This is a genomic window from Litoribrevibacter euphylliae, from assembly GCF_042646085.1.
GTDB lineage: Bacteria > Pseudomonadota > Gammaproteobacteria > Pseudomonadales > Litoribrevibacteraceae > Litoribrevibacter > Litoribrevibacter euphylliae.
Genome location: NZ_JBHRSZ010000007.1, coordinates 197,340 through 212,059, shown reverse-complemented (window position 1 = coordinate 212,059; position 14,720 = coordinate 197,340). Strand labels below are relative to the sequence as shown.

The following is a 14,720-nucleotide window of genomic DNA, read 5'->3' as shown; positions in this document are numbered from 1 at the left end:
CAGAGGCAAAGCGGTTGTTAGGATGCAGGCTTAAGTTCTGCATTTAGACCTTTATACAAGCTGACACACATCACCAGTAGGACAACGGTGAAAGGCAGGCCGGTGGCAATCGCTCCTGCTTGCAATGCGCTCAGGGCTTCTTTTCCGCCGCCGTACAGCAAGGCGATTGCAATCGCCCCTTCCATCGCGGCCCAGAAGACGCGCTGTGGAACTGGTGGATCAAGCTTGCCACCGGCGGTAATGCTGTCGATCACCAGTGATCCTGAATCGGATGAGGTGATGAAGAAAACTAATACCAGGAAGATCGCAATAAAGGATGAAATCGTTGCGAACGGCAGGTTCTCCAACATTTGGAACATGGCTAGGCTGACACTGCCAATGCCGTTAGCCAGTTCACCCACGTTACTCATGGTTTGTTCCAGAGCTGAACCGCCGAATACCGCCATCCATACCACGGTCACGGCAACCGGTACGACTAATACTGCTGAGATAAACTCTCGAACGGTACGACCTTTTGAAATTCTAGCAATGAATAAACCAACGAATGGTGACCAGGAAATCCACCATGCCCAGTAGAACACTGTCCAGCCGTGGAAGAATTTATCGTCCTCACGTCCGATCCAATTACTTAGAGGTATAATGTTTTCTAGGTAGCCGATACTGGTGGATCCTATATAGCTCAAAATAGTTAAGGTCGGTCCGACCAATAACACAAACAGTAACAAGATTAAGGCCAGCATCATGTTGATGTTGCTCAAGACTTTGACCCCACCTTCCAAACCGCGAACCACTGAAATGATGGCAACACTGGTGACGGCGACAATGATCAGGATTTGAGTAGTGATGCTGTCTGGTGTATCAAACAAGAAATGCAGACCACTGGATGCCTGTTGTGCCCCTAAACCTAGTGACGTTGCCAGGCCAAAGATGGTCGCCAGAACCGCCAGTACATCGATAATATCGCCTATTCGACCCCATACTCGTTCACCAAAGATAGGATAAAACGCCGAGCGAATGGTCAGTGGCATGCCTTTATTGAACGCAAAGAAGGCGAGAGATAAGCCGACGATGGCGTATATCGCCCAAGGGTGGAACCCCCAGTGGAACATGGTGGCAGCCATCGCCATCTCTGCCCCTTCGGCGGTTTTAGGGTCTACGTTGAATGGTGTGCCCCACCAGTCGGTGTAGTATGCCACGGGTTCAGCGACACTCCAGAACATCAAGCCAATACCCATGCCTGCGGCGAATAACATGGCAAACCAAGATGGCAATGAGAACTCGGTGGTGGCATCTTCTCCGCCAATTTTAATCTTACCGGTAGGCAGGATCATGATTGCAAAACAGAACAGAATGAAGATGTTACTGGCCGACATGAATAACCAATCAAAGTTATTGATGGAGAAGGATTTAGCGGCATCGAGAATGCTTTTGGCTTCGGCGGGCATCATTAGCGTGCCGGCTACGAAGAGAATGACTAGCAGTGCGCTGACTGCAAAGACGGGGTTGTGAATATCAAACCCCATGATAGTGACGTTGTTCTCACCGATCTCATGATCGGTGGCGAATTGGTCAGACATAATTCCCCCAATGTTTAGATTATATTTATAGTGTACTAAACATTTCAGGACTATGCATTTAGCTGGTGGTTAGCTCTTGGAACTCAGGAAGGTCTTTCAATGGTGTTAATGCTTCGTCAGACAATAAGTTTTCTTTATAGGTGTCAGAACGTTTTAGTGCTTCATTGAGGTATTGCATGGCTTCGTCAGGGCGATCGAGAGAGGCATAAGCACAGGCCAATTGATAAAAGGCATGGCTGTTCTCCGGATCAATGGCTAACGCTTGATGGCATAGATTGGCTGCCCATTGCGGTTCATTAAGCTCAAGAACGGCATCGGCTTTATAGGTGATGGCCTCGCAATCTTCAGGTTTCAACTTAAGAATCTGATCATAGATGGTGATCTTATTGTGGATATTATTATCCTGGCCGGCACGTAACCACAGGGATTGAATTTCCTGAGTTAACTCAATCTCCTCTTTGTTTTCTTTAATATGACGGGTTTTCTGGTTGAGTTGCTTCTCAATCATAAACAGACGTTCTTCGTATTCTTTGACCAGTCGGGCGATTTCCTCGTCGGCTAAGGAGTGAACACGGTCTTTGATATCACGAATGGAGTTCCAGCCCACCAACACCAGCACGGAACTGGCTGCGGCGATCAGATAGAAAAAGTACGTGACAGTGTCGGTTGCATAGGTGACACCACGGTCAATAGAGTTGATTTGCCGGTCGACGATTTGCTGGATCAATTCCGCTTTCTGTGCGGCCAGTTCGACTCGCAGTTGCTTTAATTCATCGAGTACATAGCGTTCAACAAAGGGGTTGTAGAGTGGTTTTTCAAGCTCGTTGATTTTATCTTCGATGATCTCTTCATTGATCGCGGAAGAATCTTTTTCAGTGGAGGGAGCCGTCTCGGCTCTCCCCATGAATGTTAGTGAGACAAAAAACAGTGCAATTAGGAAGCGAGACATATGGCCTGTCCGTGGTCATGAATTTCTACCAGACGACGGTGAAGTGCCTGGATAGCGTTATCATAGTCTGCCTCATTTAAAATAAATTGCATATCCACTTGTCTCATTGATTGGTGCATTGCTAACACGGAAATGTCCTGTTCGGCCAGGGCGTCTACGGCTTGAGCCAGAATCCCTGGTACCTGCATGTCACTACCGATAGCTGAAACTATAGCAATTTTTTGCTGATTGACTTCTGAATCGGTGAATTCTTCTTGCAACGCTTTAACAATGCGCTTCACCGTTTTCAGATTTGTTGAAACGTAATGGGTAATGGTATTGGCGTTGATGTCTTTGGCAATGACGCCTGTTTTGAAGCGTTGCAGGATGGCTAAAACGCGGGTGTCGTAAGGACTGATGTTGCCTGCCATATCTTGGTCAAAGAGCTCGATGCCATAGACGCCTTTGCAGCCTGCAATGATTTCCACTCTTGGAATGTCGCTGACGTAATCACTGGTGATTAGGGTGCCGGTGTGTTCAGGTTCAAAGGTGTTTTTCACTCGTAGTGGAATGGCGTTCTGTCTTAAGCCTTTGGCCGCCTTTGGATGAATGGCTTCCATCCCTAGGTTAGCTAATTGATCGGCAACATCGTAGTTGGTGCGTCCAATCGGAACCGCATTGCCTTCACCAACCAAGCGTGGGTCGGCACTGCTCAGGTGGAACTCTTTGTGGATAATCGCTTCGGCCGCTTCGGTTACAACCGCAATCCGACTGAAGGTCATTTCGCTGTAACCCCGATCAAAGGTCGACATCAGGCCAGTTTCGGAATGGGCATAGCCAGTGACAATCGGAAGTTCTGTGGAAATATCGATGTCTTCGAAAGCCGCTTTGATGCGCTCATCGAGGCAGACTTGTTTGTCGGTATCCCAGCCAGTGAGATCTACAAAGCGGGCATTGAAACCATCTTCCTGAAGTAAATGAGCCATGTTCCAGGCGCTGTGCGCCTCCCCTAAGCTGGCAAGCATTTCACGTACTGTGTCGAGGTGTTCGCTGATAGAGAAATGACCATGCTGGCACAGCGTTTGTAAATTGCTTAGGCAATCCCGTACATCTTTGATCCGGCTTTCGATAAAACGATTGGCTTCTTGTCGGCGCTCCACGTTAATAAATAGGTCACTATTAATCGCCAACAATTGATGTTGTAACGCATCTAACTGGTTGAGCCAGTCATTGTCATTAATGCTGTCAGAAAACAGCGCATAAATGCCTGGTTGGCCGGTTTTTTTATGTTCTAACAGTTTGTCGGTGATGCCGCCGTAAGCAGAAACTACAAAGACTCTGCCATAGGGTGAATCTGAGCCGTGCTTTTTGATGATGTTGTCTCGTACGGCTGGGTAGTCGCTCATGGACGTGCCGCCGATCTTTTCTACGCTATGTTGATTCATGATTTACCTATAGTTTCTAAGCTATTTTGTTCGGTACAGTATGCGCAACAACGATTGGTTGGTGCTGACTTAAGCTTGTCTAACTCAATGGCGTTGCCGCATTGTTCACAAAGTCCGGCGTGTTCTGTATCTAGCCATATAAGAGTTTGAGTCAGCTCTAAAATTTCATGTTGAGCATTTTCAATGACTTTTTGTTCGACGCTTGGTAGAGGGTCTTTGGGAGACAGAGGCCAGCCCTCCGTTGTGGTGTTGCTGGCGGATTGAATATTTTCTTCAACCAATGTCTGTAACAAATGAACTCTGAGTTCAATAAGTTCCCTGATCTCTTTGTGCTCTTCACGTGTCATGAGGCACTCCTATTCAAGCGGTCGCATTGACCTTCTGGCGGCAAGGTATTCCGGTCTGGAAGGTGCCTCATCATATGGCTTAACCAGTTGGTTACTGACTGCGTTATATACAAAGAACAGATTCGATCTTGGTAATGGAGATATATTGCTGTTTGAACCATGTAATGTATTGCAGTCAAATAGGATTATGCTGCCAGGCTGACTTAGGGCCTGAACGATACCATATTGCCGCACTAAGTCGGAAATATGTCTCTCATTTGGTACACCAATGCGTTGTTCTTTGAGCGATGAAATAAAGTTGTTTGCGGGTGTTTGAGCGCTGCAACTTAAAAAGTGTTTATGAGATTTAGGAACAAACATCAATGGACCGTTGCTTGGGGTATTAGCTGTCAGCGGAATAGAAATGCTGACCGCACGCATCCTTGGCATCCCATCTTCTGTGTGCCAGGTTTCAAAGTCTGAATGCCATTGAAACCCTTTTCCTTTAAAGCCAGGTTGGTAGTTAATGCGAGATTGATGGATGTAGATGTCATCGTTCAGAATGAGTTTAGCTAATTGAGTCAGTCTAGGGTCGCTGCATAGTCTTTCAAATACGTTGCTGATAACGTGAATTTCAAAGATTGAACGAACATTCTGACAGTCTTTCTCAAGAATGAATCTTGAATCGGCAGTTTTGGTCGATAGACCAGAAAGACGGGAGAGCTCTTCATTGAAGAGCTCTATTTCTTCTGCAGAGAAGAAATTATGCAGCACCAAAAAACCGTTTTGCTGATAAAAATCCAGGTGCTCTTGGTTTAATACAGACGTGTCTGGACGGTCAGCATAAATAATGGGGTCTTGTCGTGTAATGATCTTTGCCGGTTTGCCCTTACGTGACGGATAAAGATCGGATGTAGAGTTCAGTGGGCTGAGCTCTGAGACAGACATAAAGTAATGTGCTCCTTTTAGATTGATTGAGTGGTTTGTCAGATAACGTTTGCTGTAGCATCAGTCAATAGCTTCCGCTGTCAGTTCATAAGCCCCTTCGGCGTTATGTACTTCTTTGCCATTCAGTGGCGGGTTAAATACGCAGGCCATCTTCATTTCGGAGAAGGCACGTAGAATGTGCTTGTCATGTTTGTCCAGGATGTAAACGGTGCCTGGTTTAATCGGATAAACTTTACCATCGGCCAGAGTTTCAACTTCACCTTCGCCTGACATGCAGTACACAGATTCCAAATGGTTTTGGTAGTGCATCTGGAAATCAGCGCCTTTATAGATAGTAGTAATGTGAAATGAGAAGCCCATGTTGTCGTCCTTGAGTAATAGGCGAGTGCTGTCCCAATTACCCTTAGGATCTTTAATATGACGGTTGTTTTGTTCTGCTTCTTGTAACGTACGTACGATCATAATGTTCTTTTCATTGAGTTATTGTTGTGAATTACTGCCTCATAAAAAGATGAGGCAGTAATGGCATAGAGCTCTACGCAATGCTTAGGAGGTCGATTTAAGCTGCGTTACTGTTGTGGCTCTGATCGAAGTAGTCGTACTCTTCAGGAATGGAATCCTCTTTAGCGCACACTTCTTTAATGGCCTGCTCTACGATGTCGATGCCTGCTTTCAGATCTTCATCGCTGATGATCAAAGGACAAAGGAACTTCACAATGTGGTCATCGGCACCACTGGTTTCGATGATTAAATTGCTTTGGAAGCACTTCTTGGTAATCTTGCTGGCCAATTCCCCGTTGACGCAGTTAATGCCTCGGAACATACCTCGACCTTTTGCCGTGAAGTTACCTTCGCCGTATTGTGATGCGATGGTTTCAAGGCGTTGACCTATGTATTCTCCCTTACGTTTAATTTCTTTTGAGAAGCTATCATCGGCCCAGTAATGATCCAATGCTTCTTTAGCGGTCACAAACGCCAGGTTATTGCCGCGGAAGGTACCGTTGTGTTCACCGGGTTTCCATTGGTCAATTTCCGGTTTCATCAGTACCACGGCAAATGGCAGACCGTAACCGCCTAACGATTTAGATAGGGTAATGATGTCAGGTTCGATACCTGCTTCTTCGAAACTGAAGTAATCCCCGGTGCGTCCACAACCCGCTTGAATATCATCAACAATTAACAGGATGCCATGCTTACGACACACCGTTTGTAGGTTTTGGAGCCATTCGACACTGGCTGCGTTAATGCCGCCCTCGCCTTGCACGGTTTCTACAATCACAGCAGCTGGTGAGTTAATACCACTGCTGGAATCGCTCAAGACTTTATCAAGATAGGCGGTGGTGTCGATGTCTTCGCCAAGATAACCGTCGTATGGCATGCGGTGGACGCCATTCAGACTTACGCCAGCAGCATTACGGTGGTGAGAGTTACCAGTTGCAGCTAATGAGCCCAGACTCACGCCGTGGAAACCGTTCGTGAAGGTTACTATGTTGGATTGGCCGGTAACGTTTCGCGCAATCTTCATGGCTGCTTCTACGGCATTGGTGCCTGTAGGGCCAGTGAACTGAATTACGTATTCCATGCCGCGAGGCTTTAAGATGCGCTCGTTGAACGTTTCCAGGAATTCGCCTTTGGCTTTGGTGTGCATATCCAAGCCGTGAGTAATGCCGTCGTTCTGGATGTAATTAATGAGGGCATCTTTAAATTTAGGGTTGTTGTGTCCGTAGTTGAGCGTGCCTGCTCCGGCCAGGAAGTCTAGATATTTATTGCCTTCTTCATCCCACATGTGAACGCCTTGAGCGCGGTTAAATACTCGTGGAAAAGAGCGTGCATAGCTTTGTACTTCCGATTCAATTTCATCAAAAATTTTCATATTTTACTCCTTGGAGTGTCCTTATTCTGTTCAACAACTTATGAATTAAGTGCAGCGATGTGTTCTTTCTCGAAAGGCCCTATGTGAACCAAGTGTTCCGTATCGTGCTCGTCATTGAGGTGATGGAAGCGATCAAACAAGATCGATTTATCGAGAGGCGCATTCAGATCTCTGGCCAGGCGTTCGAATAACTTCCAGGAGCCGGTATTCGATGCCGTGATAGAGGTTTCAAGGTTGTTGATATGAATGCATTCCGGGCGTTGCAATATGTCGCTCAGCATTCTGGAGGCCAAGCCAATTCCTCGTGCTTTTGGTGATACTGCGACTTGCCAGATAAACAAGGTGTCTGGTCTTTGAGGAATGATGTAGCCAGAAATGAAGCCGATGAGTTGTGATTGGTGGATGGCAGCCACGGAAGTCGCCGCGAAGTGATGTGTTTGCAATAAATTGCAGTACATCGAGTTTGTATCGAGTGGTGGGCACTCAGAAATAAGTTTGTGTACTAAAGAACCCAGTCCTGCGTTTGGAACCTTTAAGGTTATCTTATTAATATCCATCTGTTTATACGTCAAATATTTAGATTTCTAAATATTAATTTGCGCTCTTTTTGATAAGTTCGCAAAATATTGTATGTAATTTAGTCTATTATGTCCAATTTGTTTGATTTTGAGTCTAAAAACCTCCTAAAATCCGAATGTTTGTTTAGTGTTATAAATATTGTGTACTAAATAATATTAGTCAAATTTATCTATTGTTTTAGTGGAAAAATTTATGGGCGAAACGAGTTCAAGTGAACAGTGGCTAAGCTTTATCATTGCGGATGAGTGCTATGTGCACGATGTAACGAGCATCAAAAGCATTGTTCTGTATGAAGAACCGCAAGAAGTGCCTGGTGCCACTGAAGGCATGCTTGGAATTCTGAATGTTCGTGGTGAGCCGGTTTCGATCTTTTCTGGTCGGCGTTTGCTTGGCATACCCGATGTGCAGCCAAGCGAGCAATGGCGCATTATCTTGTTTGATTATCCTGATGGATGCTTTGGTTTGATCGTAGATTCGGTGGATGTCTTAGTGAACTTTGAAGCTGAGGATATTGATCGTAATACCCAGCAAACAGACTCCGATTTGATTCAGGGAACGATGCATTTTGATGAACGCTTAATGATTGTTCTGGATTGTGGGAAAGCCTGTGTCCGTTGGTTGAAAGAATTCTGATGAGAACATCGCATAGCTCATGCCGACAGGCTGTGAATTATGTAATACCACTGATTAGCGGTGGCATTTGGTGTTTTTTACTTACCTGTGTAGATAGCTGAGGTATACTTCTTGGAATTAAAGAAAAGTGCTGTATCAGAGGTTGATGAATTGAAAAACATTGATGAAGTCTTGGTGGCTCTACGCCGTGTCATTCGTGCAACCGATTTGCATTCAAAGTACTTATCAAAGACGACCGGATTAACCGCGCCGCAGATCTTATTATTGCAATCCATCCGCGATAAAGGCCAAGTGACCATTGGTGAACTGGCGGCGGAAGTTAGTCTCAGCCAAGCAACGGTAACCACCATTCTGGATCGTTTGGAAAAGCGTGAATTGATTTATCGTGAACGTTCTTCTACCGATAAACGTAAAGTACACGCGTTTTTAACGGACGCGGGCAGTGAAATGCTGAAAGATGCGCCAACGCCATTGCAAGATCATTTTGCCAAGCAGTTTAATGATTTGCAGGAGTGGGAGCAGACGATGATTATTGCTTCCTTACAGCGTGTTGCTCATATGATGGATGCCCAGCACATTGATGCTTCGCCGGTCTTGGATGTGGGTATTTTGGATCGTCAGATTACCAGTCAGGATAAGCTGGACGCCTACAACGATAAATAACCCTCTAGTCACTAAATCATTATGAACTTAAAGCAATGGATGCTGATTATTGGTTTGGTGCTGATCGCAGCGGTGTCCCGTGCGGATACCGATTGTGATCGAATCTGTAAGTCTGCATCTGCTGTCAATCACTCGCCCAACCCCATGGTGGTTTCTCAATTTGAAGCGCAAATGGAGTCCTGGGCGAACTTGTTGATGGAAATGCAGGACGCTCCCACCTACCTCACCTACATGGATGGCTATCAGCTGATCGCTTCAAAAGATCTCAATCATTATGCTGCGCGCTACGTACGTAGGAAATTACGGGGTAAGGAATTATCCAGCCTCTATGGTCATCTTGAGACGCACTCCGATCAAAGTCTGTCGAAAATCTTGCATCAAACCCTGAGCGTAGACGAGCAAGAAGTTGATGCTTATATTCGTCGTTTAATGTGGGTAAGAATGCGTGAAGCTCGTCGCTATCTGATTCGACGTTTGGATGAAGTGTATGGCTTGTCGAGCCTTAATTATCGCTTGCGTTTAGAGACCCGGAAATTCATCGGTCATTACATGGTTCAGCAAGCGGAACGCTGGAGCTTTCATAATCAGGAAGCGCTTGATGGCGATTTAAAAGATCAGGTGAATCATTGGTTAATGACGGAGATTGATGTTCAGGAAGATAACTTTCAGACGCAAAATTATCATCAGGTGATTAATCGTCTGACCTATGTGCTACGCAATGTCAGTGATCAGCAGATACGACAAGCCATTGCGTACTACGAGCATGAACAATATCAGGCTATGTTAGCGCTTATTCGGAAGGCACTGACGTTTCATTTTCAGCGTTTGCGGGTAAAAAACAGCCTTTCTGACCCAGAGACATCAGCTCAGTAAGCACTTCACAAAAATGTTCCAGCTTCTCTTTACCAAATTTGTCGAGCATGTGTTGATTGAATTGATCCAACATCGGCTGAACCTTGTTCAATGCCGCTCTGCCTTCCTGGGTTAAGTGTAAGGTGAAGGCGCGTTTATCCAGTTCCGATCGTTGTTTCTCAATCAGTCCTTTCTTGGTAAGACGTTCAACCATGCCGGTAATGGCCGAGGTATCAAGCTTTAGACCTTTAGCCATGTCTTTCTGTTGGCAGCCATCGTGTTTTTCTAAATAGAATAACGCGCCGGCTTGTGGGCCGGAAATGCCCGACACTTGCATCAGGGCGCGATCCACCTGAAGACTCATTTTATGTTGAGCCTGGCTGAGTAAAAAATAAATACGTTTGTCGTTTGCCATGTAAGGGAGTACTGGATGTTTACTGCTGTAGGATGAGTGGCGCGTTTGGAATCTTCTCCAGAGTGGTGTCTGGAGAAGTCGGCGTTAACGCAATTATTTCATCAATGCTTGGGCCATATTCTTCAGATCGGTACTGGATTCGATCACTTTTTCGATGATTTCATCGACCTTCTCTGGATCAAGGCCCAGTCTATCATAGAGTGCTGGTGGCACATATCCTGACGCCGCATTTCCGATGCCTTGCTGTTTTAGCTTGGCTTTAGCCAGATATATCAGGTTGGCATAGGTGTGGAATTTACCATCGTAGTTAGGATCAAGCTGGTGCTTCATGCCGTAGCAAATCTCTTCCGGCATCTGCCAATAGTTCATCAGCCAGCTACCAATTTGATAGCGATTTACATTCACAACTTTATCGTCAATGGCGACATCCGGTAAGTGACGATTCACTTCAAGATGACGACACAGCTTTTCAAAGTGCGGTGGGAAGACATACGCCAGCACCAGATAACCCAATTCATGCAGAAGACCGGTTAGATAGCTGAGCCCGAATGAAGGTCGTTTCTCTCGTGGAATCGCGGTCACTAAACCACCAATGCAGGCAGCAACAAACACCGATTCGTACCAGAACGGGGTGTAGCCGTTCGGGCCTTCTTTGGGCATAGGTAAGGTTTTCCCTAAGGACAGACCCAGAGATAAGTTCAATACCATGTCGAAGCCCAATACCCGCATGCAGGCGTCATGGACAGAGCGCACGGTACCTGGGGGATTATAAATCGGAGACGAAGCCCAGCTGACAATCTGAGCCGCTAAGCTTGGGTCGGTTTCGATGATTTCAGTGAGTTTGTCGATGTCGGCGCTAGGGTCGGTACGCAGTTTAATGATCTGTTGTGCCGAGGTTGGCAGCGGCGGAATCTCCATGGTTTCTTCCAAACGCTGTTTCATACGTGTTGGATTGAAGGCTATTACCGCACTCTGAATGGTCTCGCGATCTTGCTCATGGGTGGTATCTTGTATGCCGCAGTTTTTTATTTCGACTGTGGTGGTAATGTGTTCCGGGCGCGCTTTAGGGCACAGCTTCAGGAAGTCACGCGTATCCAGGCGAATCCAGTTATTGTCTTTGCCGGATTCGATATACAGATACGGCAGTTCAAGCAAACTTCTATCAATAATGACATCGAGACGCGTTAGCGCCGGTACCGCAGGTAAGCTCTCGACGTTAATGGTCTTACACATACGAGTGATGGTGTCTTGCTTGGATGGCGTCAGTTGTCGGCCGGTGGCATTGTTCAATAAGGTTAGATCGAGAAAACTGTTGTAGGGCGTAATAACCTGAACTTTCCCTACTTGGTCTCCTAAGATGGTAGAACGAGTGCAGTGGCGTAACACTTGATCTTCCTGAATAAGACCGTCGAGATTTTGTAATTGGTCTTCGACGGTATATTCGATCTGATTCTTGGTAAGTAACAGCTTTAATGAGGCTGCAATTGACATATAAGCTCCGGCAAACAACGTCTTACGATCAACTTCTGATCAAAAAAATAACTTACCTTAGTTTAGACTAATTCTTCAATTAATTTTGGTTGTGGAGGGAGATTATTTGATCCAGTTGATCTTTGATGGAGGCGATTACTAGGCGCATGCGGTCTTGCTGTGGCTCTGGCTGGTCGTTATAGGAACTGATTTCATTTACCAGAATGGTTAACTCTTTGAGCAGGCTGTGAACGCTATGAAACTCAGGGTGAGTGGATGATGAACGCTCCTGGTCTGTGGTTTCTGGTTCCCTGTCCGTGCTGAAATGCGCGTTAAGTTGATTGAGACTGTTGCTTAATGTCTGATTGACTTGATCGGTAGCGGCTCTTAACTGTTTGATGTGGCTTTCCACCGTCAGCGCTGCTTCCTGAGATTTATGAGCCAGTTTACGAACTTCATCGGCAACGACGGCAAAACCTCGGCCTTGATCGCCGGCTCGCGCGGCTTCGATGGCTGCGTTCAGAGCCAGTAAGTTGGTTTGATCGGCTATTTCCTGAATGCTCTTCAGCTCGGTTTCCATGCCCGAGGTTGGCTCCAGAATGCTGTTCCAAGCGTCCGAGAAATCTAACCCTGAGATCTGAGCTTCCAACGTTTGAGACTGCGCCTGTCTAAGAGCTTCTTGTTCGGTGTGTGCTGCAATTAATGCCGCTTGTGAGGACTCTAACGTAGTAATGTCTTCGGCCAATTGCGATAAGGTACGAAGCAAGTCTTGTTGGGATTTTGTAATCAGCTGTTGAGGTGCTTCTGGGGCAGCGCCTAGCTCAGTGTGGATGGTCTCCGCTTCTGCTATTAAATCTGCTAATTGCTCTACTGCGAGTGTGTCGATGGCAGCAGACGCTGGTTCTGGTGTTGGTGACTTAGACGAGTCTGCTTGCGTCGCGTGTGATGATTGATGCTGAAGATTTCGAATCAGACACAGCGCAATACCAAGCGTGATCAACGCCGAAGTGATACTAATTAGCCAAGTCCAAAGGTTGTTGGAGGCGTCCACTTGGATAGCCTGGTGATTGGCGGTCAGATCGAGATGCCAGGTCTTGAATAGACGAACGCTGTTATCGTTGGCTGCCTCGGCGTGTTTCAGTTGATAAGTACTGTCAGGCAAAGGATGAGACGAGATCGTTTGAATCAGGGCCTCCAAAGAAAAACTGAGCGCAAGATAACCTTGGGTTTGACGGTCTTGTTCGAGCTTCACCAACATAAAGGCATGTGGCTGATTTCCTGCCGGTAGATATCGACCAAAAGGAATGTTGTGTACGCTGAGGTTACTGCGCTTTTGCAATTGCGTTTGAACATAGGACGCTAGGTTGTTATCGGTACTTGGGCTTTTATTGAGATGACTGCCTAGGTCGATGCGCTTTTTGGCGGAATAAATAACCCGTAGCTCTCTATCGATCAGTAACAAGTCACTGGCGTTACTGAGTTTCACCACACGCTCAAACGCCGGGTGAAACGTACGATGAACTTTATCATAGTCGTCTTGATTGTCTGGCCCTTCGAAGTTGATGGCTTGTTGCGCTGAGTAGATATTTCCAGCGAGGTATCGAATCTGCAACTGCTGTGCGATGTCATCAAGTGAATGTAACCACTGAGTGTTAGATGTATTGGATTGAGCGAACAGTTGGCTGGTTTCGCGTTGATAGAAGGCAGTAAGAAATTGATCTTCGGTGAGAGCCATGTTGTTCAAAAAGGAAATGCCCATTTCAAAATGGGTGAAGGCATCTCGAGTCCAATCCTGGCTGGCTAATTCGTTGAGCGTTTGTGCATAGCGATCCAGTTGAGCATTGACTTGGCGAGCCACCAATTGATCGAAGTGATTGCGTTCCTGTTGTTTGCTTTGCAGTAGTTGTTCGTCGACAAACTGAGATTGAAGATGATTGATCAGCCCACCGGACAGTACCGACAACATCAGAATAACAACAGTAAGAATAAGGCTGATGCGCCAGCGTTCGGACATAGACTACTCGCAATCGTGATGCTGTTTGAGCTTGTTAATATTAAGCCAATTAATTCAGAGGTTTAGGGGTTATCGGCCAATTCGCCTGGAAAGTTTAATGAATTGCCTGAATGAAAAGTGTAGTTCAAGCGTAACGTTTTGTTGTGCTGGCTTAGAATCGGAATGAGTAGCATCGAGTTGGCAAAACGTCTTGTTGCCGTTTAGAGATAAAAGAGCAGGTACAAAAAAGCACCACGAGAGTGATGCTTTTTGGGTCAGGTATGATGGCAGTACTTATTCTGCATCAAGCGCCTTACGCTGAACGTCTACGATTTCAGTAATGCCTTTCTTGGCAAGATCTAACATCGCGGTTAGCTCTTCAGGACGGAACGGATTGCCTTCTGCCGTACCTTGGATTTCCACAAAACCACCGTCTTCCGCCATGATCACGTTCAGGTCGGTTTCGGCGTTAGAGTCTTCCGGATAATCCAAATCCAATACCGCATGATCATTGTAGATACCCACAGAAACCGCCGCGATCATTTGTTTGATCGGGTTCTTCTTAATCATGCCTTCTTTCAGCATGTGGTTTACTGCGTCAGCCATGGCTACGCAAGCACCTGTGATGGATGCCGTACGAGTACCACCGTCGGCTTGAATGACATCACAGTCGATGGTGATGGAGTTTTCACCCAACACTTCCAAATCAACCGCTGCGCGCAGTGAGCGACCAATCAATCGAGAAATTTCAACTGTGCGACCACTCTGCTTGCCTTTTGCCGCTTCACGAACCATGCGGCTACCTGTTGAGCGTGGCAACATGCCGTATTCTGCCGTTACCCAACCTTGACCCTGACCTTTCAAGAAACCTGGTACACGCGATTCAACACTGGCGTTACAAATCACTTTGGTGTCACCGAATTCAACTAACACCGAACCTTCAGCGTGACGGGTGAAGTTACGAGTGATTTTGATGTCTCTCAATTGGTCGGTAGATCGTCCGCTTGGGCGCATAGAG

General features: G+C 46.3%; 14 protein-coding genes and 1 pseudogene. 3 read left to right on the top strand and 12 right to left on the bottom strand.

Translation table 11 applies throughout. The features are described from left to right. Positions 1-17: 17 nt before the first annotated feature. The 8 genes from ACFOEK_RS16395 to ectA all read right to left on the bottom strand — a co-directional run bounded on the left by ACFOEK_RS16395 (position 18) and on the right by ectA (position 7,654). On the bottom strand, positions 18-1,577 hold the full coding sequence (locus ACFOEK_RS16395) for a BCCT family transporter (RefSeq protein WP_386722548.1): 1,560 nt from the start codon (positions 1,575-1,577) through the stop codon (positions 18-20). Positions 1,578-1,635: 58 nt separating this feature from the next. Beyond that, positions 1,636-2,526: a TPR end-of-group domain-containing protein gene (locus ACFOEK_RS16390; protein ID WP_386722547.1), complete on the bottom strand. Its 891-nt coding sequence runs from the start codon at positions 2,524-2,526 to the stop codon at positions 1,636-1,638. Continuing rightward, positions 2,511-3,950: an aspartate kinase gene (locus ACFOEK_RS16385; protein WP_386722546.1), complete on the bottom strand. Its 1,440-nt coding sequence runs from the start codon at positions 3,948-3,950 to the stop codon at positions 2,511-2,513. The genes ACFOEK_RS16390 and ACFOEK_RS16385 overlap by 16 nt, the downstream gene beginning before the upstream one ends. After that, positions 3,947-4,297, bottom strand: coding sequence for a hypothetical protein (locus ACFOEK_RS16380; RefSeq protein WP_386722545.1), 351 nt, complete (start codon positions 4,295-4,297; stop codon positions 3,947-3,949). Before ACFOEK_RS16380 ends, ACFOEK_RS16385 begins: the two co-directional genes overlap by 4 nt. Before the next feature lie 9 nt (positions 4,298-4,306). Further along, positions 4,307-5,224, bottom strand: coding sequence for an ectoine hydroxylase (thpD, locus tag ACFOEK_RS16375; RefSeq protein WP_386722544.1), 918 nt, complete (start codon positions 5,222-5,224; stop codon positions 4,307-4,309). A 60-nt stretch (positions 5,225-5,284) separates the two neighbouring features. After that, positions 5,285-5,686, bottom strand: a complete 402-nt coding sequence (locus ACFOEK_RS16370) for an ectoine synthase (protein WP_386722543.1) — start codon at positions 5,684-5,686, stop codon at positions 5,285-5,287. 97 nt (positions 5,687-5,783) lie between these two features. After that, on the bottom strand, positions 5,784-7,097 hold the full coding sequence (gene ectB / locus ACFOEK_RS16365; RefSeq protein WP_386722542.1) for a diaminobutyrate--2-oxoglutarate transaminase: 1,314 nt from the start codon (positions 7,095-7,097) through the stop codon (positions 5,784-5,786). 38 nt (positions 7,098-7,135) lie between these two features. Next, on the bottom strand, positions 7,136-7,654 hold the full coding sequence (gene ectA, locus ACFOEK_RS16360; protein ID WP_386722541.1) for a diaminobutyrate acetyltransferase: 519 nt from the start codon (positions 7,652-7,654) through the stop codon (positions 7,136-7,138). A gap of 214 nt (positions 7,655-7,868) precedes the next feature. Between ectA and ACFOEK_RS16355 the strand changes: the two genes are divergently transcribed. The 3 genes from ACFOEK_RS16355 (at position 7,869) to ACFOEK_RS16345 (ending at position 9,845) form a co-directional block, all read left to right on the top strand. Next, positions 7,869-8,309, top strand: coding sequence for a chemotaxis protein CheW (locus ACFOEK_RS16355; RefSeq protein ID WP_386722540.1), 441 nt, complete (start codon positions 7,869-7,871; stop codon positions 8,307-8,309). Between the two features lie 111 nt (positions 8,310-8,420). Next, complete coding sequence (locus ACFOEK_RS16350) at positions 8,421-8,972, top strand: MarR family winged helix-turn-helix transcriptional regulator (RefSeq protein WP_386722539.1); 552 nt, start codon at positions 8,421-8,423, stop codon at positions 8,970-8,972. 21 nt (positions 8,973-8,993) lie between these two features. After that, positions 8,994-9,845 carry a hypothetical protein gene (locus tag ACFOEK_RS16345; RefSeq protein WP_386722538.1) on the top strand — a complete coding sequence of 284 codons (852 nt, stop codon included), beginning with the start codon at positions 8,994-8,996 and terminating at the stop codon, positions 9,843-9,845. Here ACFOEK_RS16345 and ACFOEK_RS16340 read toward each other — a convergent pair. The 4 genes and pseudogenes from ACFOEK_RS16340 to rph form a co-directional block, all read right to left on the bottom strand. Further along, entirely contained in the window at positions 9,763-10,239 is a 477-nt protein-coding gene (locus ACFOEK_RS16340; RefSeq protein WP_386722537.1) for a MarR family winged helix-turn-helix transcriptional regulator, read from the bottom strand. The two genes, ACFOEK_RS16345 and ACFOEK_RS16340, sit on opposite strands and share 83 nt — an antisense overlap. A 93-nt stretch (positions 10,240-10,332) precedes the next feature. Then, the gene (locus tag ACFOEK_RS16335; RefSeq protein WP_386722536.1) at positions 10,333-11,730 is read right to left on the bottom strand and encodes an HDOD domain-containing protein; all 1,398 of its coding nucleotides are present in this window, start codon (positions 11,728-11,730) and stop codon (positions 10,333-10,335) included. 232 nt (positions 11,731-11,962) lie between these two features. Further along, a pseudogene (locus tag ACFOEK_RS16330) lies at positions 11,963-12,355 on the bottom strand (methyl-accepting chemotaxis protein); the annotation flags it as partial. A gap of 1,641 nt (positions 12,356-13,996) precedes the next feature. Beyond that, positions 13,997-14,716 carry a ribonuclease PH gene (gene rph, locus ACFOEK_RS16325; protein ID WP_386722535.1) on the bottom strand — a complete coding sequence of 240 codons (720 nt, stop codon included), beginning with the start codon at positions 14,714-14,716 and terminating at the stop codon, positions 13,997-13,999. Positions 14,717-14,720: the final 4 nt, after the last annotated feature.